The 23,334-nt window shown below is 29.5% G+C and carries 25 protein-coding genes; all 25 read left to right on the plus strand.

Annotation, left to right across the window (positions count from 1 at the left end; all coding sequences use genetic code 11):
• Positions 1–120: 120 nt before the first annotated feature.
• The 25 genes from BUA92_RS13360 (at position 121) to BUA92_RS13475 (ending at position 23,200) form a co-directional block, all read left to right on the plus strand.
• Complete coding sequence (locus BUA92_RS13360; protein ID WP_073020220.1) at positions 121–867, plus strand: nucleotide-binding protein; 747 nt, start codon at positions 121–123, stop codon at positions 865–867.
• Positions 868–893: 26 nt separating this feature from the next.
• Entirely contained in the window at positions 894–2,147 is a 1,254-nt protein-coding gene (locus tag BUA92_RS13365) for a nitrogenase component 1 (protein ID WP_073020222.1), read from the plus strand.
• Positions 2,148–3,344, plus strand: coding sequence for a nitrogenase component 1 (locus BUA92_RS13370; protein WP_073020224.1), 1,197 nt, complete (start codon positions 2,148–2,150; stop codon positions 3,342–3,344).
• Positions 3,345–3,671: 327 nt separating this feature from the next.
• A complete protein-coding gene (locus tag BUA92_RS13375; RefSeq protein ID WP_073020227.1) occupies positions 3,672–6,869 on the plus strand; it encodes a DEAD/DEAH box helicase in 3,198 nt (1,065 codons plus the stop codon).
• Positions 6,870–7,013: 144 nt separating this feature from the next.
• Positions 7,014–7,955, plus strand: coding sequence for a peptidoglycan-binding domain-containing protein (locus tag BUA92_RS13380; protein WP_073020229.1), 942 nt, complete (start codon positions 7,014–7,016; stop codon positions 7,953–7,955).
• 87 nt (positions 7,956–8,042) lie between these two features.
• Positions 8,043–9,326: an NAD(P)-dependent oxidoreductase gene (locus BUA92_RS13385; RefSeq protein WP_073020231.1), complete on the plus strand. Its 1,284-nt coding sequence runs from the start codon at positions 8,043–8,045 to the stop codon at positions 9,324–9,326.
• 102 nt (positions 9,327–9,428) lie between these two features.
• Complete coding sequence (locus BUA92_RS13390) at positions 9,429–9,986, plus strand: HD domain-containing protein (protein ID WP_073020233.1); 558 nt, start codon at positions 9,429–9,431, stop codon at positions 9,984–9,986.
• Positions 9,987–10,082: 96 nt separating this feature from the next.
• Positions 10,083–12,275: a DNA topoisomerase III gene (locus tag BUA92_RS13395; RefSeq protein WP_073020235.1), complete on the plus strand. Its 2,193-nt coding sequence runs from the start codon at positions 10,083–10,085 to the stop codon at positions 12,273–12,275.
• Between the two features lie 403 nt (positions 12,276–12,678).
• Entirely contained in the window at positions 12,679–13,437 is a 759-nt protein-coding gene (locus BUA92_RS13400) for a peptidase MA family metallohydrolase (protein ID WP_073020237.1), read from the plus strand.
• 20 nt (positions 13,438–13,457) lie between these two features.
• Positions 13,458–13,826 (plus strand): DUF6483 family protein, encoded by a 369-nt coding sequence (locus BUA92_RS13405; RefSeq protein WP_073020239.1) that lies wholly within the window; start codon positions 13,458–13,460, stop codon positions 13,824–13,826.
• Positions 13,827–13,888: 62 nt separating this feature from the next.
• Entirely contained in the window at positions 13,889–14,338 is a 450-nt protein-coding gene (locus tag BUA92_RS13410) for a hypothetical protein (RefSeq protein WP_073020241.1), read from the plus strand.
• A 104-nt stretch (positions 14,339–14,442) separates the two neighbouring features.
• Positions 14,443–14,652: a DUF4177 domain-containing protein gene (locus tag BUA92_RS13415; RefSeq protein WP_021804268.1), complete on the plus strand. Its 210-nt coding sequence runs from the start codon at positions 14,443–14,445 to the stop codon at positions 14,650–14,652.
• A 125-nt stretch (positions 14,653–14,777) separates the two neighbouring features.
• Entirely contained in the window at positions 14,778–15,503 is a 726-nt protein-coding gene (locus BUA92_RS13420; protein WP_073020244.1) for a cytidylyltransferase domain-containing protein, read from the plus strand.
• 11 nt (positions 15,504–15,514) lie between these two features.
• Positions 15,515–15,928: a MaoC family dehydratase gene (locus tag BUA92_RS13425; RefSeq protein WP_073020245.1), complete on the plus strand. Its 414-nt coding sequence runs from the start codon at positions 15,515–15,517 to the stop codon at positions 15,926–15,928.
• A gap of 6 nt (positions 15,929–15,934) precedes the next feature.
• Entirely contained in the window at positions 15,935–16,483 is a 549-nt protein-coding gene (gene pseH, locus BUA92_RS13430) for a UDP-4-amino-4,6-dideoxy-N-acetyl-beta-L-altrosamine N-acetyltransferase (RefSeq protein WP_073020247.1), read from the plus strand.
• 9 nt (positions 16,484–16,492) lie between these two features.
• A complete protein-coding gene (gene pseI / locus BUA92_RS13435; RefSeq protein ID WP_073020249.1) occupies positions 16,493–17,557 on the plus strand; it encodes a pseudaminic acid synthase in 1,065 nt (354 codons plus the stop codon).
• 133 nt (positions 17,558–17,690) lie between these two features.
• Entirely contained in the window at positions 17,691–18,692 is a 1,002-nt protein-coding gene (gene pseB / locus BUA92_RS13440) for a UDP-N-acetylglucosamine 4,6-dehydratase (inverting) (protein WP_073020251.1), read from the plus strand.
• Complete coding sequence (pseG, locus tag BUA92_RS13445) at positions 18,689–19,696, plus strand: UDP-2,4-diacetamido-2,4,6-trideoxy-beta-L-altropyranose hydrolase (RefSeq protein ID WP_073020253.1); 1,008 nt, start codon at positions 18,689–18,691, stop codon at positions 19,694–19,696. Before pseB ends, pseG begins: the two co-directional genes overlap by 4 nt.
• Before the next feature lie 62 nt (positions 19,697–19,758).
• Positions 19,759–20,070 carry a hypothetical protein gene (locus tag BUA92_RS13450; protein ID WP_073020255.1) on the plus strand — a complete coding sequence of 104 codons (312 nt, stop codon included), beginning with the start codon at positions 19,759–19,761 and terminating at the stop codon, positions 20,068–20,070.
• Between the two features lie 14 nt (positions 20,071–20,084).
• Positions 20,085–20,405: a hypothetical protein gene (locus BUA92_RS13455; RefSeq protein ID WP_073020257.1), complete on the plus strand. Its 321-nt coding sequence runs from the start codon at positions 20,085–20,087 to the stop codon at positions 20,403–20,405.
• Between the two features lie 80 nt (positions 20,406–20,485).
• Positions 20,486–20,788, plus strand: a complete 303-nt coding sequence (locus tag BUA92_RS13460; RefSeq protein ID WP_073020259.1) for a hypothetical protein — start codon at positions 20,486–20,488, stop codon at positions 20,786–20,788.
• A gap of 57 nt (positions 20,789–20,845) precedes the next feature.
• Entirely contained in the window at positions 20,846–21,073 is a 228-nt protein-coding gene (locus tag BUA92_RS13465) for a hypothetical protein (RefSeq protein WP_073020261.1), read from the plus strand.
• 27 nt (positions 21,074–21,100) lie between these two features.
• Positions 21,101–21,271, plus strand: a complete 171-nt coding sequence (locus BUA92_RS23325; protein ID WP_175550910.1) for a hypothetical protein — start codon at positions 21,101–21,103, stop codon at positions 21,269–21,271.
• 1 nt (position 21,272) lies between these two features.
• Positions 21,273–21,578 carry a hypothetical protein gene (locus BUA92_RS13470; protein WP_073020263.1) on the plus strand — a complete coding sequence of 102 codons (306 nt, stop codon included), beginning with the start codon at positions 21,273–21,275 and terminating at the stop codon, positions 21,576–21,578.
• A gap of 14 nt (positions 21,579–21,592) precedes the next feature.
• Positions 21,593–23,200, plus strand: coding sequence for a motility associated factor glycosyltransferase family protein (locus tag BUA92_RS13475; protein WP_073020265.1), 1,608 nt, complete (start codon positions 21,593–21,595; stop codon positions 23,198–23,200).
• Positions 23,201–23,334: the final 134 nt, after the last annotated feature.

Here is a 23,334-nt window from a genome sequence, read left to right on the forward strand (position 1 = left end):
AATAGTCCATCATATATTTAATATTAATCCATTTTCATAAAAGAAACTCTATTGATATAATTTAAGAAACTAATTGAAAATAATTATCGATATCTAATTGTATCATTAATGGAGGAGAAAATGAAGAGAATAGCTATATATGGTAAAGGTGGAATAGGAAAATCAACTACTGTTTCTAATATATCTGCTGCTTTGGCGGCTATGGGTTATAGGGTTATGCAGATAGGGTGCGATCCTAAGGCGGATTCTACAAGAAATTTAACTAATGGGGAGTCTATACCTACTGTTTTAGAGACCTTAAGAACATTAGGAAATAAACCCTTAACTTTGGAAGATTTAGTTTTTGAAAGTAGTTCAGGGGTTTTATGTGTTGAAGCTGGTGGTCCAACTCCTGGTATAGGTTGCGCTGGAAGAGGGATAATAACTGCCTTTGAAAAACTTAAGGAATTAAAAGCTTACGAAACTTATAATCCCGATGTTGTAATATATGATGTTTTAGGTGATGTTGTGTGTGGCGGTTTTGCAATGCCAATAAGAGGTGGATATGCTGATGAAGTTTGCATAGTTACATCTGGAGAGATGATGTCCTTATATGCAGCAACAAACATATCACATGCAGTAAAAAACTTTGGAAAGATAGGATATGCAAAGCTTAAAGGGCTAATTTTTAATGCTAAGAATTTTGAAGGTGAAAAAGAATTAGTTGAGAAGGCAGCAGAAGAAATCGGTGCGGATGTTTTGTTTCATGTAGAGAGAAATGGAGCAGTGCAAAAAGCAGAGGGAATGGGAATGACTGTTGTACAAGCTTTTCCTGATAGTGATATGGCAAATGCCTATAAAAAGCTTGCAGGTTTGTTAATAAGTTAAAGTATAGCTTAAGATTGAGGTGAAATATGATTACAGAGGATTATTTAAGTCGATTAAATAGACTTTCAGATATAGATAGTGATAAAGCAATTAAATCAGGGACAACTGCAATTTATCCAGGAACACGTTGTCCTATAGCTCCAGTTACCAGTATTGTTAATGAAATTGAGGATGCATATATGCTTGTAGTAGGTACAGCAGAATGTACTTATTACAATAAAAATATATCAATACAGGAAGAAAAAACATTAAGACAAAATAAGGTATGGTCTTATTCTATGAATTCAAATGAAGTGGTTTTTGGCTGTAGAGATGGTGTTTATGAAGCATTAAAGACAATTAAGGAATCAGTAGTGCCAAAAGTGATTTTTTTAGTTTCTGCCTGTGTTCCAGAGATGATAGGGGAAGATTTTGAAAGCATTGTAGATGAAGCTTCTTTAGAGTTGGATTTAAAAGTTATATATATTAATGGAGCCCACTTTAAGTGTTATAGTGCTATGCCAGCTGAAAAAAATACTGTTTTAGCTTTATGTGACTTAATGGAAAAACAAGATATAGAAGAGAAAAGCGTAAATATTATTGGGAGCAAGTATTCCTTAATAAAAAATAGTGAGATTATAAAGCTTTTAGAAAGCAAGGAAATAAATATTAATAGCTGTATCCCATTTGATTTATCATTAGATAAACTAAAAACTGCATCAAAGGTGAAGCTTAATATTGTCACTGATCTAACTTACCTACCTATAGCCAAAAAGATGCAGGAGGATTATGGAATACAATATATAATATTTAATTATAGCTTAGAGTTTGAATGTATAAAGAAAGCTTATTTAGAGATAGGTGAAGCTTTAGATATAGATATAGCTAAAGAGGTTCAAGGATTATATGAAGAAGCTGTTAAAACCTATGAACATGATTTTAGAGGGAAAAGTTTTGGGACAGGATACTTAGGGATAGATAGCTTTGGGCTTAATCACCTTCTTACATCTTTAGGAATGAAGCTAGAATACATGGAGATAGAATATTATTTTGAAGAAAATAAGTCTTTAAAAAATAAAATACTAGAATCAGGTAATAATCCTTTTGTAGGTAGAAGTTTTGATTATTTAACTTTAAAAAATATCCTAAAGGATAAGGAATTGGATTATTTTATTGGAGCAGTTTTAGATAATAAAAAGATAGGAAATACAAAAATCATAACGCCCTATATGATGCTTTCAGGAAAATTAGGATTTGAGGCTCCACTTACTTTGCTTAAGGCTATGAAGGAGGAGATATAAATGGGATTATATAAATATTATTCTATACCTTCAGACAGAATGGGAGCCTTATGGACATTGTTGTCTATAAGAGGTGCTTGTATATTGGAATTTGGTACAGCAGGAACAACACGTTTTGCCTTAAACAATTTTCATAAAATGAAGGGTGTACAAAACGGTCAATTATACACCACTCACTTAGATGAAAATGATATTGCCATGGGTGATGTAAGCAGAATGGACAAAGCTATTGATGATATAGTAAATGAAGGTCTTGCAACGAACATATTCTTAATGTCTTCCACAGTATCTTCTGTAATAGGAATTGACTTAGAAGCCTATTGTTATATATACAGAGAAAAATATCCTCAGATTAATTTTATTTACATTTCTAATGATGGATTTAAAGGTGAGTGGACTTTGGGTGTAAAAAATACTCTTGAAACCTTAGTAGATAACATACCTAAAGAGGTTAATAAAAGTGAAAACTTCACCTATAACATTATTGGAGCCTGTGCTGATGACTACAATTATGAAGTTGACTGCATGGAAGTAGATAGAATAATGAAAGATGGCTTTAATGGAGAAAATGTATGTACTCTAACTTCAAATACAAGCATAAAGGAAATAGAAAATATGGGAGCTGCCCATCTTAATATTGTAATGAGAAGTGAAGGTGAAGAAGCAGCAAAAGTATTGGAAAGAAATTTTGGCACTCCATATGTAATGGGTAGACCTTATGGACTTAAAGGAACTTTTGAGTGGATTAAAAAAATAGAAAAAGAAGCTAAGATCTCTATTAAAAAAGAGTTTGTGGAAAATGAAGAGAAATTATTAAAAGAAAAAATAGATGAAGCTTCACTAGTTCTAAAAAATAAATCTATTTGTCTAAGTGGTCATTATGATGTTGTAATAGGTATTAGAGATTTCATGAGAGATGAAATAGGGATAAATATCAATAATATATGGTGCTCATCACCTTCTTTATCCACAGAAGAGGTACCCTTTTATGAAGAAAAAATATGGGAAGAAATAATCCTTAAAGGGGATTATGATATTCTTATGGGGAATGGAGTAGTAACTAATATAGGTAAAGAAAACTGCAAGAAACTTCAAATTGATTTGCCTAATTTAGTTTATTCAAGAGGTGAACAAGATGACAATCCTTATGTTGGCTTTAAAGGTGCTTTGTGTATTTTAAATAAATTAATAAAGTAATATTGTATTTTAGAATTAAAAACTATGGGATTTTCTCATAGTTTTTTGTTTATTAATTATAATCTCATGTTTTTAGTCTTTTAAATCGATATATATATAAGAATGTTTGTACACTTGTACAATTGTACAGGTGTACAATTTTTTTCAAAAACAAATGTACAAATGTACAATTGTACAAAAAATTAAATCTACAATCGTAAGATTGTACAAGTGTACAGCTGTACATCTGTACAGAAATTTTTAAAGTGATTTTCTTCGGAGTTTTTTTATTTTAGGAATAAATAGGTTATAATGTAAGTATTGAATTTTTAATTTATGAGGTGGAGTATGAGTGTAGGCGAATTAATAGGGATTTTAATAGATAGGACTCCAACATATTCTATAAAAAAAGCAACTGTAGTTTATAATGAAGGATATATTGTAAATAGTGTTTTTGAAAGTATTGATGATGGTTATTTATTGCATGGAGAGATATTATCACAGGATTTAATAAGCACATATAAAAGCTCCATTACATTAAATAGTGTAATATGGTCAGTTAGAGATACTAGTTGTACCTGTAAAGATTTTGAGAAAAATTCATCTAAAAAAAGTTATAGATGTAAGCATATAAATGCACTTCTTTTATCTGCTTTATTTGAGTGTGATGAAGAAGGAAACTTAGAAGATCCAGAGGAAAACTATGAAAGGTATCTAAAGGAAAAGTCCTCAACTCAAGAAGAATTTTTATTAGCTTTTTCAGAGGGGATAGGGCGGAATATTAAAGAAGTAGTTAACCTAGTTCCAGAGTTTGATATTGATTCAGATTATTTTACTATTTGCTTTAAGATTGGTAAAGAAAAATTATACGTATTGAAAGAAATTAGGGAGTTTTTTAATGTGTTTGAGAATCAAGGGGAGATGAATTTTGGAAAAGAATTCACCTTTGATGGGAAAAAACATATTTTTATAGAAGAATATTTAAGATTTTTAGAATTTTTAATCACAGAGGTTCGAAGTGAAACTTCATTAATGAGGGAACAAAGCTCTTTTAGAAATAGCATAATTAGAGGCAAACATATAATATTACCTATATCTAAACTCCATGAGGTGCTAGAAATATTAGAAGGCGTTAAGGTTTTTAGTAGAGTAAGTGATTATTATAAGTTGAGAAATATATTTTCTAAGGAAGTACCCTTGAAATTTTCTATTATAGAAAGTGATGAAAATTTAATAATAGAAGACAAGGCTTATCCTAAAGTGTTGGGTTCAAGTTTTCAGGTTATGGTTTATGAAGATGATTTTTATTTACCTCCTTATAAACAGAGAACTGATTACAAGTATTTAAGAAAAAAGATAGATAAATCTATAGAGATAGATAAAAAACATAAACTAAAGGTTTTAGAAAATATAGCACCATTTTTAACTAGGATTACTTCTAAGGTAGAGATTCAAGAGGACATTAGAAGAGACATAATTGAAGAGGATCTTAAGATAGATTTTTATTTGGATAGAGATAAGTATATAACTGTAGAGGTTTTATTTAGATATGGTGAATATATAATAAATCCAATAGACCCTAAGGAGTATAATAAATTTATAAAAAGAGATAGTTTAAAGGAAAAAGAGGTTCTTGAGGTTTTATCTAGCATGGACTTAAGAGCTAAAGATAGAAGCTTTTATTTACAAGGAGACGAAGAGAAGGAATTTAATTTCTTGAAGTTTGGAACCAATACATTATTAACTTATGGGGATGTTTATTATTCAGATAATATAAAAAATAAAGGAATAATAAAAGAGTTTAATATAAAGGCAGATATAAAAGAGAAAATAAATTATTTCGAGTTTAACTATTCTGTAGGAAATTTGTCTCGTAAGGAAATAAAAAGAATACTTGATGCCATAAGAAAAGGTAAAAAGTTTTATAAAATGGCTAAGGGAGAGTTTATTGATTTAGAGAACCAGGAATTAAATAAACTTTTAAGACTGTTAGATGGAATAGGAATGGGCGGGGGTATTGATGAAATAATAGAAATACCTAAAAATAAAGCCTTAATAATAGATGCCTTGGTTAAAGATAATAGGGTTGAATTTATAGAAGGTTTAAATTTCATAGAAGATATGAAAGAGAAAATAACCTCCTTAAAGGATTATAAAGTTGAAATTCCAGAGGGGTTAAATGCCACCCTAAGAGAATATCAAAAAGTTGGTTACAGATGGATGAAGTCTTTAGAGTATTTGAGTTTTGGAGGAGTATTAGGAGATGAGATGGGGTTAGGTAAAACTCTTCAGGCTATAACCTTTATTTTATCTAATAAAAATACCAAAACTCTAATAGTTGCACCAACCTCACTTATATATAACTGGAGAGATGAGTTTAATAAATTTGCTCCTCAGTTAAAACTTGAGATATTAAGTGGTCTTCCTGAGGAGAGGGAGAATAAGCTTAATAATATTGAGGACGTAGATGTTATAATAACCTCCTATGGAACCTTAAGAAGAGATATACAGCTTTATAAAGAAAAGAAGTTTAATTATTTCATTATAGATGAAGCTCAAAATATCAAAAACGCATCTTCCTTAAGTGCTAAATGTGTAAAAGAGATAAAGGCAGACTTAAGATTTGCATTAACAGGAACACCTATGGAGAACTCTTTGGTGGAGTTATGGTCTATATTTGACTTTTTAATGCCTGGATACTTATATAGCGAGGAAAAATTTAAGGAGCTTTTTGATAAGGATGAGGAGAGTATTAAAAAGTTAAGCATGTATATAAAACCTTTCATATTAAGAAGAAAGAAAAAGGACGTTATATTAGAACTTCCAGATAAGATAGAAAAAAATATAATTGTTGATATGAAGGATGAACAAAAGAAAGTATACAAAGCTTATGTTGATGATATAAGAGAAAAGATGGAAGAGGAAATAGATAGATCAGGAATAAGTGTGAAGCTTTTATCTTATTTAACTAGGATAAGGCAGATTTCCTTAGATCCTTCATTAATAATGGCGGACTATGATGGAGGAAGTGGTAAACTTGAAGCACTTCTTGAGATAGTACAGCAAAGTATAGAGGAAGGTCATAAAATACTTGTATTTTCTCAATTCACATCCATGCTTAAAATAATAAGCAAAGAACTAAAAGAGAATAAGATAAAACATTATTATTTAGATGGCGCTATGAAAGCTAAAGACAGAATAGATACTGTAAATAAGTTTAATGAAGATGACACACCAGTATTTCTTATATCCTTAAAAGCAGGGGGGACAGGACTGAACCTAACAGGTGCAGACTTAGTAATACACTTTGACCCTTGGTGGAATCCTGCTGTTGAAGATCAAGCCACAGATAGAGCTCACAGATTTGGGCAAAAGAATATAGTAGAAGTAATAAAGCTTATTGCAAAAGATTCTGTTGAGGAGAAGATAGTAAGACTTCAGGAAAATAAAAAAGAGTTAATAAATAAGGTCTTAGAAAATGGACTGGACAGTGGTCAGATTTTAAAAAGCTTAACAGAAAAAGAGTTGTTAGAACTATTTACTTAGTTATATGGAAGGTACTTCATTTAGGTTTAATGAAGTACCTTTTAATTATTGTAACCAATAATTAAAAAATAAAATAGAATATTATAAGTGAATACCTACTATATAGAACTATCGGTGTAAATAATAAAAGGGAGGTAGTCTATTATGGATTATCCAGGCGTTGCATTTAAACAGGGAGATAGAGGAGAAACTATAAAGCTTATACAGAAAAAACTCAATGAACTAGGCTTTAATGCAGGAACTGAGGATGGGGTATTTGGATTTAATACAAAACAAGCTACTATAGAATTTCAAAGAAGTAGGGGTTTAACTAAGGATGGCATAATTGGGAGAATTGCTTGGAATGCCTTGTTTTCAGAAGTAGTAGCACCTATTAAGCCGAGCGTTTCCTATAAACTTTCAACCTTAGAAAAGGCTATAGCTATAACAGGAAGGTTTGAAGGTAATGGTTATGGGAATATAACAGGTGATTTTGATGGACAAGGATTGTCTCTAGGAATACTACAGTGGAATATAGGGCAGGGAACTTTGCAGCCTTTACTGAGGGAGATGAATCTAAATCATAATATGGCAACTAGAAGTATTTTATTAGATTATTATAATACTTTTAATACTATGCTAAGCAAAACTCCAACAGAGCAACTTACATGGGCAAAATCAATAAATAATAGTCAAAAGGTTATAAGGGAACCTTGGAGGACTAGGCTAATAGCTCTTGCTAATTCACCAGAATTTAGAGCTATTCAACTTAATTATGCAAAGACTATTGGAGATTTAGCCTTAAGTATATGTAATAAATATAACCTAAAATCAGAGAGAGCATTTGCTTTAGCTTTTGATATAGGGGTACAAAATGGTGGAGTAAAAGCTAAAACAGATTTAAGAATAGCTTATAGAGCATCAAGTGATGTATCAGAAAAAGATAGAATGGCTCTTATAGCTAATGCAGTTGCAAATGATTCTAACACAAGATGGATAGAAGATGTACGTTCTAGAAAGCTTGCAATAGTGAATGGTTTTGGAACAGTTCATGGATCATTTATAAATATAGATAAAGAATATGGACTAACGGACAATCCATTTTAAGATTAGAACTTAAGCAAAGAGTATCCTTCGGGATACTCTTTGTTAAAAATATATTTAGTGTTTATATTTATAAGGAAATACTTTAAAATGATATTTAAACAATCAAAAGAGAAAAGGGGAGTATTTATGTCAAACTTTGTATTAGATGAAGCTAAAAGATGTCTACAGTGTAAGAGACCTTTTTGTAAGGAAGGTTGTCCTGTTAATACACCATTTAATGAAGTTGTAGGCATGCTTTTAGAAGGCAATATTATGGAAGCTGGAGAGAAACTTTTTAGTAACAATCCTCTTTCAGTAATATGTTCCATAGTTTGTCCTCATGAAAAACAATGTCAAGGTAGTTGTGTATTGGGTAGAAAAGGTACACCAATTAGAGTTGGACTGGTTGAAAATTACATATCAGATTATTATTTAAACTTTATATCTTCAGAAAAAGCTAAAAAAGGAAATAAAAAGATAGCTATAATAGGTTCTGGACCAGCAGGAATAACAATGGCTATACTTTTAGTATATAAAGGATATGATATAACTATATTTGAAGCTCACGATAAGATAGGTGGAGTTTTAAGATATGGTATACCAGAGTTTAGACTTCCTAAGGATAATCTAGATAAACTTAAAGATAAGTTAATAAGTATGGGAGTTAAAATAAGACCCAATACGTTAATAGGACCATCCATAACAATAGATGATTTGTTTAGAGATGGATACAAAGCTGTATTTATAGGTACAGGAGTATGGAAACCTAAGAGATTAGGCATAAAAGGAGAAGCGTTAGGGCATGTACATTACGCTATAGATTATTTAAAAAGCCCTGAAGTTTATAATTTAGGCAATAAGGTATGTGTAATAGGAGCTGGGAATGTAGCTATGGATGCTGCTAGAACGGCAGTAAGACAAGGGGCAAAAGAAGTTTATGTAATGTATAGAAGAGGCGCTCAAAGTATGGATGCTGAAAAAGCAGAAATAGAATATTCTAAGATGGATGGGGTTAAGTTTGAATTCTATAAAGCACCATTAGAATTTTTAGATGAAGGTGTTAAGTACATAAAAACAGAAGTAATTGAAGTAGATGATAGCGGAAAAGAAAAAGTAAGAGATATAGAAGGTTCAGAAGATATATTTAAAGCAGACTCAATAATATTAGCTATAGGTCAGGAGCCAAAGGATAACGTAATTAGTTCTACTAGAGGAATAGAAGTTACTAATAAGGGGCTTATTCACACTAATGAAGTAGGTGGAACTACAAAAGAAGGTGTTTTTGCATCTGGAGACGTAGTTACGGGAGCAAAAACTGTTGTAGAAGCTGTTAGAGTATCTAAAAAAGTTGCTGAAGCTATAGATGAATATGTAACCAATCAAGATAAATAGAGGTGATTAGTTATAGAAGAGAAACTTAAATTTATAGGTGCTAAAAAAGAAGAGCTGAAGGAAGTTAGTAATAAACTTTGGGATAAAAGTATAGATGAGTATATGGAGATATTAGGTTCAGAATCAGAAAAAGATTTATATAAAAATGCTATGCAATATAGGAAATATCACTCGAAATTAGTTTCTGACATAGCTTTGAAAATTTTATCTTTAAATTCACAGGTTATCCCTGAACTGCAGCAAGTGGAGCAAGCAGAAGATGTACTTTATTTAGCCTGCCTACTGCATGATATTAAGAAGTTTGATGAAAAACATAATAAAGTTGGAGCTAAATGGTTTATGGAAAATATAGATGAATATTTGGATATAGGCGAGGAAAGTAAAAAATATATTCGTAAATTAATAAGTAAACATAAGCTTGGAGCAAAACTTAAAAAATATAAAAAAGAACTCTTATATTTGATTTTGGTTATCAGAGTTTCAGATAAGCTAAGTAAATTAAAAGAGAAGGCTAATTATTCTTGTATAAAAGAGGAGCAGATTAGGGATATAATATCCAAAGTAAAGGACAAAACTTTAGCCAATAGCACAATAGATTTAAGAAAAGAAATAGGATGTTTTTTTGATAATATTGAAATTAAAATAGAGATGATTAACTAGGGGTGGGATAACACCTCTAGTTTTTACTATTTTGGCATAATTAATGTTATAATGAACTTAGTTGATACAAAGTCAAAGTTTGAAAGGAAACAACATATGAGTAAAATATTAGTTTTAGCTGAAAAACCTTCAGTTGGTAGAGAACTTGCAAGAGTTTTAAGATGTAATAAAAAAGGCAATGGATTTATAGAAGGAGATAAATACATAGTGACATGGGCACTAGGTCATTTAGTTACTTTAGCTGATCCAGAAGCGTATGATGATAAATATAAAACTTGGAAAATGGAAGATTTACCTATGCTTCCAAAGCACTTAAAGCTTGTTGTTATAAAGCAAAGTGGTAAACAATTTAATGTTGTTAAAGAACAATTAAATAGAAAAGATGTAACTGAAATAGTTATTGCAACAGATGCTGGAAGAGAAGGGGAACTAGTTGCTAGATGGATTATTGAAAAGGCTAGAGTAAATAAACCAACTAAAAGATTATGGATATCCTCTCAGACAGATAAAGCAATATTAGATGGATTTAAGAATTTAAAACCTGCATCCCAATATGATAATTTATATAAGGCAGCAGCCTGTAGATCAGAAGCAGACTGGGTAGTAGGGCTAAACATAACAAGAGCCTTAACTTGTAAATACAATGCACAATTAACAGCAGGACGTGTTCAATCAGCTACATTAGCTATGATAGTAAGCAGAGAAGAAGAAATCAGAAACTTTAAACCACAGGATTACTATGTAATAAATGCAAAAGCAAAAGGCTTTACCTTAGCTTGGAGAGATAAAAATAACAATGGAAATATATTTGATGAGGAAAAGGTTAATAAAATACTTTCTTTAACCAAAGGAAGAGAAGCTGAAATAGTTGATGTAAAAGAAAGCTATAAAAAGAACTATGCTCCAAGTTTATATGATTTAACTGAACTTCAAAGGGATGCCAATAGAATATTTGGATATTCAGCAAAACAAACTCTATCCATAATGCAAAGGTTATATGAAAATTATAAAGTTTTAACTTATCCAAGAACAGATTCGAGATATATTTCCCAGGACATAGTTTCGACAATCCCTGATAGATTAAAGGCAGTAGCTGTAGGAAATTACAGCGGCATAGCGAATGAAATCCTAAGAGGGAAAATAAATGCGCATAAAGGGTTTGTAGATAACAGCAAAGTTAGTGATCACCACGCTATAATACCAACAGAGGAAAGAGGAAACTTAGCTCTTTTAAGCAGTGATGAAAGACGTATTTATGATTTAGTGGTAAAAAGATTTTTAGCAGTTATGCTACCACCTTATGAATATCTTCAAACTACCATAGCAGCAGATATAAATGGAGAAACGTTTATAGCTAAAGGAAATGTAACAAAATCTAAGGGTTGGAAAAGAGTTTATGATAAGGTTGATGATTTAACAGAAGATGAAGATGATAAAGAAAGCCAAGAATTACCTGTACTTAAAAAAGGTGATAAAGTTTCTATAGCGAATGTTGAGAGTAAAAAATTAAAAACCAAACCACCAGCAAGATTTAATGAAGGAACTCTTCTTTCAGCTATGGAGAAACCTCATAAATATGTAAACATAGATAAAGCTCACGCAAAAACTCTAGGAGAAACTGGAGGAATAGGAACAGTTGCAACTAGAGCAGATATTATAGAAAAGCTATTTAACATGTTTTATATAGAGAAAAGCGGAAAAGAAATAATTCCTACAGGAAAAGGAAAACAGCTTATAGAATTAGTTCCAGAAGAATTAAAATCTCCACTTCTAACAGCAGAATGGGAAATGGAACTAGAGCTAATAAGTAAGGGTAAGAAAAATCCAAAAGACTTTACTGAAAGAATGAGAAGTTACGCAGAAGAATTAGTTCAAGAAGTAAAGGGAAGCAGCGATAAATTCAGACATGATAATCTTACAGGTAAAAAGTGTCCTGAATGTGGGAAATACATGCTTGAAGTTAAAGGGAAACATGGAGTGATGCATGTATGTCAAGATAGAGCATGCGGTCACAGAGAAAACGTAAGTAGATTTACAAATGCAAGATGTCCTGAATGTAAAAAGAAACTAGAACTTAGAGGACAAGGCGAAGGTCAAATCTACGTATGTGCAAGTCCAACATGTAACTTTAGAGAAAAGGCAGCCGTATTTAATAAGAGGTTTGATAATAAAGAAAATAAAAACAGCAAGAGAGATGTACAAAATTATATGAAGAAGATGAAAAAGGAAGCAGAAGTTATAAACAATCCTTTTGGAGATCTTATGTCCTTGTTTGATAAAGATAAATAGAAGATAAAAAGAAGAGTTATTGCACAAGTTGTAGATAGCTCTTCTTTTTTAAACACTTTGATGCTGTAGAAGTGCTCCTCAGCTTTATCAAAGTCATTATTACTGCGACTGTATTAGATTCATATTATGCTGATGATGAAAAGAGTGATTACAGAAAATTAGCGCAAGTATTAAACGATCCTTTTAGTCAAGAAATTAAAAATGAAAGGAAGATATATTCTTATATTTATAACAATATAGGAATATAAAAATATAAGAATAAAAGAATATATAGTGTTTATGCGGGTTATAAGATTTTTGGCAATAAATTTTTAGATTTTATAGGAAAAAACTTTACGAAAAAATTTTGAATTAATATTGTTATTAATGTAAAATAAAGGTACAAAATAAAAGGGGTTATAGGATGAGGAGATTAGTTTTACTTATAATGGTTATCGCTATAGTAAGTGTATTTGCTAGTTGCTCTAATAAATCAAAGCAGCTAGATAAAGAAGAAATGAAATTAGAATTTGCAAGTGAATATTTTAATTTTTACTCGGAGAAGAAGTATAAAGATCACTGCAAGAAACTTTCTGAGGTTTTAGAAAAAAATCATAAAAAAATTACTGATAACTTAAAAATTCAATCTGATGAAAAAACAAATATTTATGTTTATTCTGATTTAGATTCTTTTCATGAAGGTATTGGACAACCTAATGCTTCTGAGTGGATGGTTGGTGCAGAGATGGGGAATAACGTTATGAAGATGGTTTTTCCATACATAGATAAATCTAAAGAAGATTATATGATTAAGGTAGCAATACATGAATTTACTCATGTATTAGTGAGGAATATTAATAAAGAGGGTGTACCTATTTGGTTAAATGAAGGTATGGCTACTTTTGAAGCAAACCAAATAGATGATTCTATAAAAAAGTTTATAAAAAGTAATCAAGTTCCTAAGATTATGGATTTAGAAAATATGAGTGCTCAAAGATTTGGAGATAATGGAGGATATGCGTACTCTTATAGCATTGTGGAATTTATAATAAACAATTATGGATATGATGATTTAGTAGATTTAATAAAGTCACCTAAGGATTTTGAAAAAATATTAGGATTGTCTCAAGACGAATTTCAAAATAAGTGGGAAGTGTACTTGAAGAACAAATACAATAATTGAAAAAAATGGGGTAGCAGAATATGTTTGAAAATGATTATTTTGAGCGAATGATTAAAACTGTTATAAATGGTTTAGTATCAATATTTAAAAATAAGAATTCTATAGAAAGTAGCATTGAAAATGATTCAGTGATTTTGAAGGAAGATCAGCTATTAGAAATAATGATAAAAAAGTACATAAGTGAGGGACAAATAAATAAGGCAGAAGATATGCTCTTTGAAGCAATTGAAGATAGAAAGTCCTCTAGAAATTTAGAACTTGCAGTGTTTTTCTATGAAACAATAAGTAAATGGGATGATGAAAAACTTAATAAATGTAATTTTTCTAAAGCAGAGATAGTAGATGGATTAAATGAGGTTAAAAAAATATATGAAATGGATGAACAATAGAATTAAAATATAAATCCAGGGAATAACTATATTAAAGAAAATGTTTTAAGGTGGTAATGTGTATGCAAAGAAAAACCTTAAGTATATCAATTGGTATAGTTATTTCTTTATTATTAGCTATAAATGTCTTTACTTATGTGACTTTAACAAGGAAACCTAAGGTATATAATATGACTGTTGTAACTGAAGACTTAGTATTAAAGGATTTGACTTTGGTTTCTTTTAATAAATATTTATATTTAGACAAGGGAAGTTATTTAGAGAAAAAAGAGATTAATAAAAATATTTCAGATATTATTATAGTAGCAGAGATTGATGGGAATAGCATTGAATTTCCTGCTGAAAAAGAATTTACAGAAGAAAGATATTATCTTAATACTACTAAATTTATAAAGAGTAATATAGATAAAGAATCCATATTAAAAATTTCTATAAAATACAATATGGATGGGATTCAAAAGGAATTTCACGATAATATAAAGATAATAAACAATAGAGTTAAAGACATGTAATAAACTCCTGTCTTAGGGGATTAAAACTAAGACAGGAGTTTTTGAGTTGAAACGATTGCACAACTGGTATAAAATAAAGATATAAAATAACACAGGGGGATAATATGAGTAAAAAATGGGAATATAAAGTCATAGGTCTAGACAATGCCTTAGAGACTAGACATGCTGTTGAGCTTGAAGAAAGGCTAAATAAACTTGGAGAAGAAGGATGGGAATTAGTCCATGTTCTTGATCAAGTGGATGCTAGATGGGGGAATCAACCTAAAGTAGAGTGTAATTTTATAATGTTAAAAAGAGAAAAAATAATTACATAAATAATTTATTAATGTTAACACCATAGATTTTGAAATAAAAATTTATGGTGTTTTAATTTGCACTAAAATGAACTTATTCGCATTTAATAATAGTAGTTAGGCAGTGTAGAAAGTAGGTGAGCTTAATGAATGTAGTGTGTATAGTTCAAGCAAGGGTGGGATCCACTAGACTTCCAAGGAAAGTACTAAAAAAAATATACGGAAAAACTATTTTAGAACATGACATAGATAGATTAAAGAGAGTTAAAAACATAGATAAGATTGTAATCGCTACAACTACAGAGGAAAAGGATATAGAAATAGTAAATGAGGCAAATAGACTAGGAATAACATGTTTTAGAGGTTCTGAGAAGGATGTTCTTTCTAGATATTATTATGCAGCTAAGGAAAACAATGCAGATATCGTTGTAAGAATTACAAGTGATTGTCCTTTATTAGACTGTAGGATTACAGAAAACACAATTAATTACTACCTAGAGAATAGTTATAACTATGTTAGTAATACATTAGAGAGAACTTTACCAAGGGGACTAGATACGGAAGTGTTTAGTTTTAGTATTCTAGAAAAGGCTTTTAATGAGGCTATATTAGATAGAGATAGAGAACATGTAACGTCATATATATACACAAATAAAGATAAATTTTCACTTGGCTGCTATAGGTTTAGTAAGGATTACTCAAATCATAGGTGGACATTAGATACAGAGGAAGACTTTAAGTTTATAAGTTGTATATATAATGAGTTATACAAAAAAAATAAATATTTTGATATGAGTGATATTTTAAACCTCCTAAATAGAAGACCAGATTTATTAGCTATTAATAAAGATATAAATCAAAAAGAAATATAAGGGGGATATTTATGGTTTTACAGGAATTATACATTGGCCAAAAAGCGGAATATAGCAAAGTGATTACTAAGGAAATGGTAGAAACTTTTTCAGAGATTAGTGGGGATATAAATCCATTACATCTAGATGATAACTATGCAAAAAATACAATTTTTAAAGGGAGAATAGCCCATGGAATATTGGTATCTGGATTAATATCAGCAGTTATAGCAAATAAATTGCCAGGAGAAGGGGCTATATATTTAACTCAATCTTTGAAGTTTACAAAACCAGTTAAATTAAATGACAAAATAACAGCAGCGGTTGAGATAATCTCAATAGATGATGAAAATTCTAAAATAACCTTAAGTACCATATGCAGAAATGCAGAAGGTAAAGTAGTTATAGATGGTGAAGCACAGGTGCTTGTACCTAAAAAGAGGTGAATAAAAGTGTCATTAGCTTTAAGAAAAATAAAAGAAGAAGACCTATTAAAGATAATGGAATGGAGAATGAATCCTGAGGTTACTAAATATATGTACACGGATCCTGTATTAAATTTAGAAAAACAAAAAGAATGGTTTGACAAGATAAGTAAGGATAAAGCATCAAGATATTGGATTATTGAAATGGATGGAACATCTATAGGTTTATTAAGTATATCAAATATAGATAATAAAAATAAAAAATGTTATTGGGCATATTATATAGCTGATACATCCTTTAGAGGAAGAGGAATAGCAACTTTATTAGAATGTAATATATATGATTATGTTTTTAATAAATTAAATTTAAATAAATTATGTTGTGAAGTGTTTGAGTTTAATGATAAGGTTGTATCCATTCACAAAAAGTTTGGTAGTGAAGTTGAAGGAATTTTGAAGGAGCATATCATTAAAGGGAATGAAAAGTATAATGTTGTATTGATGGGTATTACAAAAGATAAGTGGAAACTAATTAAGAATAAATATAATTATGAAAAAATAGAAATAAGTGATTAGGGGGAATACGTGCAAAAAGATTTAAGTATTGGGAATAGAAAAATTGATAATGGATCACCTGTTTTTATAATTGGAGAAATATCGGCCAATCATAACGGTAAAATTGAAAATGCAATAAAGCTTATAAGAGAAGCTAAAAAAGCAGGAGTAGATGCTATAAAGCTACAAACTTATACTGCTGACACAATAACATTAGATTGTAAAAATGAATATTTTAATATAAAACAAGGGACTTTATGGGATGGTGTAACTTTGTATGATTTATATAAAGAGGCATATATGCCATGGGAATGGCATGAAGAATTATTTAAAGTTGCTAAAGAAGAAGATATAATTTGCTTTTCCTCACCCTTTGATAAAACAGCAGTTGATTTATTAGAGAAATTTAATGTTCCTGCATATAAAATCGCTTCTTTTGAAATAACGGATATACCACTTATAGAGTATATAGCATCTAAAGGTAAACCTATAATTATTTCTACAGGCATTGCAGATATTGAAGACATTGAAGAAGCACTATGTGCATGTAAAAGAATGAATAATAACCAAGTTATATTATTAAAATGTACATCTTCATATCCAGCACCATATGAGGATATGAATTTAATTACAATAGGTGATATGGAAAAAAGGTTTAATTGTCTAGTGGGATTATCAGATCATACCTTAGGATCAGAGGTTTCAATAGCTGCTGTAGCATTGGGAGCTAAAGTTATGGAAAAACATATTATATTAAATCGAGCGGAAGGTGGACCGGATTCTGCTTTTTCAATGGAAATGGATGAGCTTAAGGATATGGTTGATAAAATAAGAAATGTTGAGAAGGCTGTAGGTAAGATTGATTATTCTATAAATGAAAAGAAGAAAAAAAATAGAGAGTTTTGTAGGTCTTTATTTGTATCAGAAGATGTAAAAGCTGGTGAAATATTAAGTGAAAAAAATATTAGAAGTGTAAGACCTGGATATGGACTACATCCAAGATATTTTAAAGATGTATTAGGTAGAAAATTCAAAAAAGATATAGAAAAAGGAACTCCCTTAAGCATGGACCTAATTGAGAGTATTAAAGAGTGAATAAGTAACACTTTAGATTTTTATAAGAGAAAATCTAAAGTGTTTTTATTTGCACTAAAAATAAAACAATAGCATTTAATAATAGTAGCTAAGGAATTTTATTAGCCATTTTTTACAAAGGTAGGAGAGATATATGATAACTAATGAAAGTATATTGATAACAGGGGGAACAGGTTCTTTTGGGAAACATTTTACTAAAAGATTGTTAAAAGAACATGACCCCAAGAAGATAATAATATATTCAAGAGATGAATTTAAGCAATATATATTAAGAAAAGAATTAGAAGAGATGTTTCCGAGTAAAAAGGACAGACTTAGATTTTTTATAGGAGATGTTAGGGACAAAAGTAGACTTAATAGAGCTTTTGAAAATGTTGATTATGTAATTCATGCAGCAGCTATGAAACAAGTACCCATATGCGAATATAATCCTTTTGAGGCTGTTAAAACAAATATATACGGGGCAGAGAATATTATTGAAGCAGCTATTGATAAAAAAGTAAAAAAAGTAGTAGCTTTATCTACAGATAAAGCTGTAAACCCTATTAATTTATATGGAGGAACAAAACTAGTATCAGATAAATTGTTTACGGCGGCAAACTCATATTCAGGAAAAGAAGGTACAGTTTTTTCTGTAGTTAGGTATGGAAATGTAGCGGGAAGCAGAGGGTCAATTATACCAATTTTCAGAATGTTAAAAGATAAAGGAGAAAAAGTATTTCCAATAACAGATGAAAGAATGACTAGATTCTGGATAACTTTAGATCAGGGAATTGATTTAGTAATAAAGGCGCTTAAAGAAAGTAAGGGAGGAGAAATCTATATATCTAAAATTCCTTCTTTTAAAATAGTAGACTTAGCAAAAGCTATACTTGAGGACTGTAAACTTGAATTTATAGGAATACGAGAAGGAGAAAAACTCCATGAAGTTATGATAAGCAAAGACGATTCTAGAAACACTTATGAATATAAAAATCATTATATTATTTATCCAAATTTTGATTGGTGGGATTTAAAAACTCATTTTACTGAAGGAGGAACTTTAATAAAAGAAGGGTTTGAATATAATTCAGGAACTAATACAGAATGGCTAAATATTAAGGATTTAAAAACGTGTCTAGGGGTATTGGAATGAAGGTATTGATAAGAGCTGATGGGGGATTTAATGTTGGAATGGGTCATATAATTAGATGTATGGCCCTTTATGATGAACTAATAAAAAATAATGTTGAGTGTATATTTGTATCTAGAAAAGATAAAGTAGTAGAAAGTTATTTTAAAGATAAAAAAGTAAGGTATATCTTAATAGGATCAATAGCGCTTGAAGGGGAAAAAATAGAAATCGAAAATATCATAAAAAATTACAATACAGATGTAATTATCACAGATTCTTATAATATAAATGAAGAGTATTTGTTGTTTTTAAAATCGTTAAGTAGGTATTTAATATCTATAGATGATAATTATTTATTTAATTATCCTAGTGATATAATTGTAAATCCTAATATTTATGCTGAAAGAAAAAAATATAATAACAAGGATTCTAAGTATTTACTAGGAGGGCAGTATTGTATATTAAGGGACGAGTTTAGGAAAAGAAGCAGTAAGAATATAAAAGTTAAAGCAGAAAATATATTGATAACTATGGGAGGGACAGATGTAAATAATGTTACTCCTTTTATTATTAAAGCGATTAAGAAAATACATGAAATAAATATAAATGTTATTGTTGGAAAAGGTTTTGAAAATAGAGAGTTAATTGAGGAAAGTTGTAAAAATGGGCAAAATATAAAGTTGATTTATAATCCTAAGGATATGAGAATATTAATGGAAAATACAGACGTATGTATATCTTCAAGTGGATCTACGTTATATGAACTAGCTAGTTTAGGAGTTCCAACTTTATTTGTGATACAAGCTGATAATCAGCTAAGACTTGCAGAGTATATGGAAAAAAAACAAATAATGATAAATTTAGGCTGGTATTATAACTTAAAAGAAAAAGAATTATTATATGAATTAATTAATATTATTGATAATCAAGGGATAAGATTGAAATTAAGTGCTGATTCAAAAAAACTAATTAATGTAGATGGAGTTAAAAATATAGTAAAAAAAATAATTCAATATTTTTTGTAGCAAAATCAGAGCTTTAGAATATTATTATAATGATTAAGTACAAATATAAGGAAGTGGTTTAAATGCCTACTTATCCTACATCTACAGAAATAATAAAAGGTTCATCATTAGTAAAAGGTAAGGCATATGTCCAAAATGTAAAATTTAGTGATAGTGATAGAACCTTAATAAAAGGAACAGTTTATGATATTAATGGTAACCCTTTAGATGGAGTCGGTGTAGAGGTAATACAGATAGATAGGTCATCGATTATACCAGTATTAACTGTTCTTGGTGCTGTTTTCTCAGAAGCAGATGGAGTTTATGCAGTTTCTGTGGAAGTAAAAGAAGACTTTGAATATATATTAAATATATATAGCCCATTACCTTTATAAAAGCGAGGGATTTTATGGATATTGATAATACTTTTATTTTAACACCTGAAGATTTAAAAGATGAGAAAGTAATATATAGAAATATGTGTATACCAGCAAGCGAAAAATCTTTAATTCTTGGAACTATAACAAACTATGATTCTACCCCAATAGAAAATGTTGCAATAATTGTATACAAGCAGTTTATCACAGGTGGCATAAGTCATAGAGAGCTTATGGGATTTACAGAAACCGATAAAAATGGCAGTTTTGCTGTGTTAGTTGAAAAAAATGATAATATAAGTTACAGTCTCGAAGTTTATAGACCATTAAATAATAATATTTTTTGTCGATAAATAGTAACACTTGGAGAAAAAAACAATATCATAATATTGAGAATAAAATCTCAAACTTACTATTTAAGGAGATGAATAAAATGCCTTCATATAGACCAGGTAGTCAAACCGTAACTACAACTAATAATGGTAGTATAACAAATGCTGCAGCTGCATCATTAGATGCATGGAATAGAACTCTATTATTTGGATTCGTTAGGAATTCAGCAGGTGTTGTACAAACTAATGCAGCTGTACGCGTAATAAGATTAGCTTCAGCAGCTGGGGCTTCAACAGTTTTAGGTGTTACTTTTACTAATACTTTAGGAGAATATGGAGTATCTTTACCAGTTTTGACAGGAGCTCAAGTTTATAGATTTGACGCTTATTCAAAAGTATCATAGAAAATTTAATAAAGGTAAGATCACATTTAATGTGGTCTTATCTAAAATGAGGTAATTATGAAAGAGATAAAAATAGAAGATTCTAATGAATTTCTTTTAAGTGGTAGAGTATTTTATAATAATGGACTTCCGGCTAGTAAGGCATTAATTATAGTTGAAAAAATTATTGATGTAAAAAGTAGGAAGGTATTGGACTTTACGTTATCAAATGATGATGGAGATTATATATTTTTAATTGAAGATAAAAATATTTCTTATAAAATAAGTGCTTATAAGGGTTTATAAGTAGAATTATATTTTAGGAGGGTAATTATGGAATTGTTAGAGAATTTTGATGAGAAAAAATATGTGAAGTTAAAGGTTAAATCAATGACCATAAACGGTAAAGAATCAGGTAAGATCATAAAAGCAGAGGATATAAAAAACCAGCAAAGTATAGTAGTTGATTTAGTAGTTAGTAAGGAAGAAGAAAATAAAGAATAATATGAGTGCAAATGAGATTTCAACAATAATAATAAGTGGTAGCTGTCTTAAACCTGGTGGAATTTATTGTGTGCGTAGAAGATTAAGACCTTTTACAGAAGTTCTTATAAAAGGAACAGTTTTTAATCCAGATAACTCCCCATCAGCGGGAGCTTGTGTGGAAGTGATAGAACTCAATTTTACTAAAATTACATTAGGATATGTATTTACTAATAAGAATGGAAACTTTGGATTTACTGTAAATTATAGACCGAATGTTGATTACATGCTTAAAGTCTATAGTCCCCTTCCAAATGATAATCCTTAGTTGAGAGGTTAATAATGAATGAAAAAATTGAAAAACTTATGAAAACTTTTGAAGACTTAAGATTTGATTCATTAATATTTATATTTGGATTTGGAGATGGAGAATATTTAGATGCGCTTTTAAGTTGTTGCTGTGAAAAAAACACAATATATATAATTGAACCAGACTTAGAGCAGATAGAAAGAAATAAAGATAATATAAAAGAACAAAATGTGTTTTTAATAACTTATGATGAGGAAAAACTAGAGATATTGCTTAGAAGCACAATAAACTCAAGAAATTTTGTTAATCTTTTTTTAGATAAGTATGGGGATTATGATAAAAAGTATAAGGATGAATACAATAAGTTTATAAATTTGATTGATACAAGCTATTATAGTGTAGCAACATTTTTATATACAAATAAAAGTTTTAAAAATATATTTATAGATAATATATTTTCGAATATAGATTGCATAAATGAATCTACATCTCTAGACTTATTTATGGATTATAATAAGGATATTCCAGCAATAATAGTGTCGGCAGGACCATCATTAGATAGAAATATTAAAGATATGATAAAGTTCAAGGAAAAGTTAAAAAACTTTTTTATAGTGGCAGGTAATAGGACCTTGAAGCCCCTCCTTGACAATGGAATAATACCAGATATAATTGTTTCAATTGACCCTCAAGAAGTAACTTACAATATGTTAAAAGAGATTTTAAATGTGAAAATTCCTTTGGTGTTTTATGAGCAAAGTAATTCAAAACTTGTAGCTGAATATGAGGGAGATAAAATCTTTACAACACAAGGACTTTTTACTTGTATAAAGGGCCTGGAAGATATGTCAATATGCTTTTCAGGAGGATCAGTTGCTCATTGTTGTACAGATATTGCGGTTAAGATAGGTTGCAATCCTATAATATTTGCAGGGCAGGATTTTGGTTATACTTACGATAAGCATCATGCAGAAATAGCGAAATTAGATATAGATAAAGAGATAAATAATTTAAATGTTATCAAAACAAAAGATGTTTTCGGAAATGAAATATTAACTGACAGGCTACTGAATTTATATAGAAAGAATATGGAATTTTATATAAAATATTTTACTAAATTTAGTGGAAAAAGCTTTTTAAATGTATCCTATGGAGCCGATATAGAAGGAGCAGAATTTAAGGAGCTTAGTGAGATACTAAATGAGTATAATTCTAATAATTTAAAGAAAACATTAAAGATTGAAGAAAAAAGTAAAATAGATGTAGAGAAAATAAAAATAGAAGTTTTTAATCATATAGAAAATACAATACTTGAAGCTACTAAAGCAGCTAAGATATGTGAAGAAATAACTGAAGAAATTATAGATGAAAATACAGTTAAAAAATTTGCTGAGACTTTGGAAGTAATAGATAGATTTGTGAAAAATCCAAACAGCTTATTTTTCAAAGGGTATTTAGAGGAGTTTTTATTTAATATAAAAGAAAAGTATTTTAAAATGTCAGCAAAGGAATACCCTATATTAACAAATAATTTGATTTATCAAAGCAAAGTATTTTCTAGCTATTTCAAGGAACTTATAAAGATGCTTGAAGAAGTAAAAATTGTAATAAAGCCCTATATAGATAAATTGGATGATTAGATATATTTTTACAAAATGCTAGTGTGAAACTTTACTAATTGACATTATGAAGAATTCTTTTTAAAATTATTTTATAGAAATATTAAAATTTATATTATATTCTAAAAGAAGTAAGAGTAGTAGATAACCTTTAC

It is taken from the genome of Clostridium intestinale DSM 6191 (assembly GCF_900130055.1).
GTDB lineage: Bacteria > Bacillota > Clostridia > Clostridiales > Clostridiaceae > Clostridium_T > Clostridium_T intestinale.

Excerpts from the sequence above, each read along its gene's own strand:
- BUA92_RS13360 (WP_073020220.1), top strand. The coding sequence starts at position 121 with ATGAAGAGAATAGCTATATATGGTAAAGGTGGAATAGGAAAATCAACT.
- BUA92_RS13365 (WP_073020222.1), top strand. The coding sequence starts at position 894 with ATGATTACAGAGGATTATTTAAGTCGATTAAATAGACTTTCAGATATA.
- BUA92_RS13370 (WP_073020224.1), top strand. The coding sequence starts at position 2,148 with ATGGGATTATATAAATATTATTCTATACCTTCAGACAGAATGGGAGCC.
- BUA92_RS13375 (WP_073020227.1), top strand. The coding sequence starts at position 3,672 with ATGAGTGTAGGCGAATTAATAGGGATTTTAATAGATAGGACTCCAACA.
- BUA92_RS13380 (WP_073020229.1), top strand. The coding sequence starts at position 7,014 with ATGGATTATCCAGGCGTTGCATTTAAACAGGGAGATAGAGGAGAAACT.
- BUA92_RS13385 (WP_073020231.1), top strand. The coding sequence starts at position 8,043 with ATGATATTTAAACAATCAAAAGAGAAAAGGGGAGTATTTATGTCAAAC.
- BUA92_RS13390 (WP_073020233.1), top strand. The coding sequence starts at position 9,429 with ATGGAGATATTAGGTTCAGAATCAGAAAAAGATTTATATAAAAATGCT.
- BUA92_RS13395 (WP_073020235.1), top strand. The coding sequence starts at position 10,083 with ATGAGTAAAATATTAGTTTTAGCTGAAAAACCTTCAGTTGGTAGAGAA.
- BUA92_RS13400 (WP_073020237.1), top strand. The coding sequence starts at position 12,679 with ATGAGGAGATTAGTTTTACTTATAATGGTTATCGCTATAGTAAGTGTA.
- BUA92_RS13405 (WP_073020239.1), top strand. The coding sequence starts at position 13,458 with ATGTTTGAAAATGATTATTTTGAGCGAATGATTAAAACTGTTATAAAT.
- BUA92_RS13410 (WP_073020241.1), top strand. The coding sequence starts at position 13,889 with ATGCAAAGAAAAACCTTAAGTATATCAATTGGTATAGTTATTTCTTTA.
- BUA92_RS13415 (WP_021804268.1), top strand. The coding sequence starts at position 14,443 with ATGAGTAAAAAATGGGAATATAAAGTCATAGGTCTAGACAATGCCTTA.
- BUA92_RS13420 (WP_073020244.1), top strand. The coding sequence starts at position 14,778 with ATGAATGTAGTGTGTATAGTTCAAGCAAGGGTGGGATCCACTAGACTT.
- BUA92_RS13425 (WP_073020245.1), top strand. The coding sequence starts at position 15,515 with ATGGTTTTACAGGAATTATACATTGGCCAAAAAGCGGAATATAGCAAA.
- pseB (WP_073020251.1), top strand. The coding sequence starts at position 17,691 with ATGATAACTAATGAAAGTATATTGATAACAGGGGGAACAGGTTCTTTT.
- pseG (WP_073020253.1), top strand. The coding sequence starts at position 18,689 with ATGAAGGTATTGATAAGAGCTGATGGGGGATTTAATGTTGGAATGGGT.
- BUA92_RS13450 (WP_073020255.1), top strand. The coding sequence starts at position 19,759 with ATGCCTACTTATCCTACATCTACAGAAATAATAAAAGGTTCATCATTA.
- BUA92_RS13455 (WP_073020257.1), top strand. The coding sequence starts at position 20,085 with ATGGATATTGATAATACTTTTATTTTAACACCTGAAGATTTAAAAGAT.
- BUA92_RS13460 (WP_073020259.1), top strand. The coding sequence starts at position 20,486 with ATGCCTTCATATAGACCAGGTAGTCAAACCGTAACTACAACTAATAAT.
- BUA92_RS13465 (WP_073020261.1), top strand. The coding sequence starts at position 20,846 with ATGAAAGAGATAAAAATAGAAGATTCTAATGAATTTCTTTTAAGTGGT.
- BUA92_RS23325 (WP_175550910.1), top strand. The coding sequence starts at position 21,101 with ATGGAATTGTTAGAGAATTTTGATGAGAAAAAATATGTGAAGTTAAAG.
- BUA92_RS13470 (WP_073020263.1), top strand. The coding sequence starts at position 21,273 with ATGAGTGCAAATGAGATTTCAACAATAATAATAAGTGGTAGCTGTCTT.
- BUA92_RS13475 (WP_073020265.1), top strand. The coding sequence starts at position 21,593 with ATGAATGAAAAAATTGAAAAACTTATGAAAACTTTTGAAGACTTAAGA.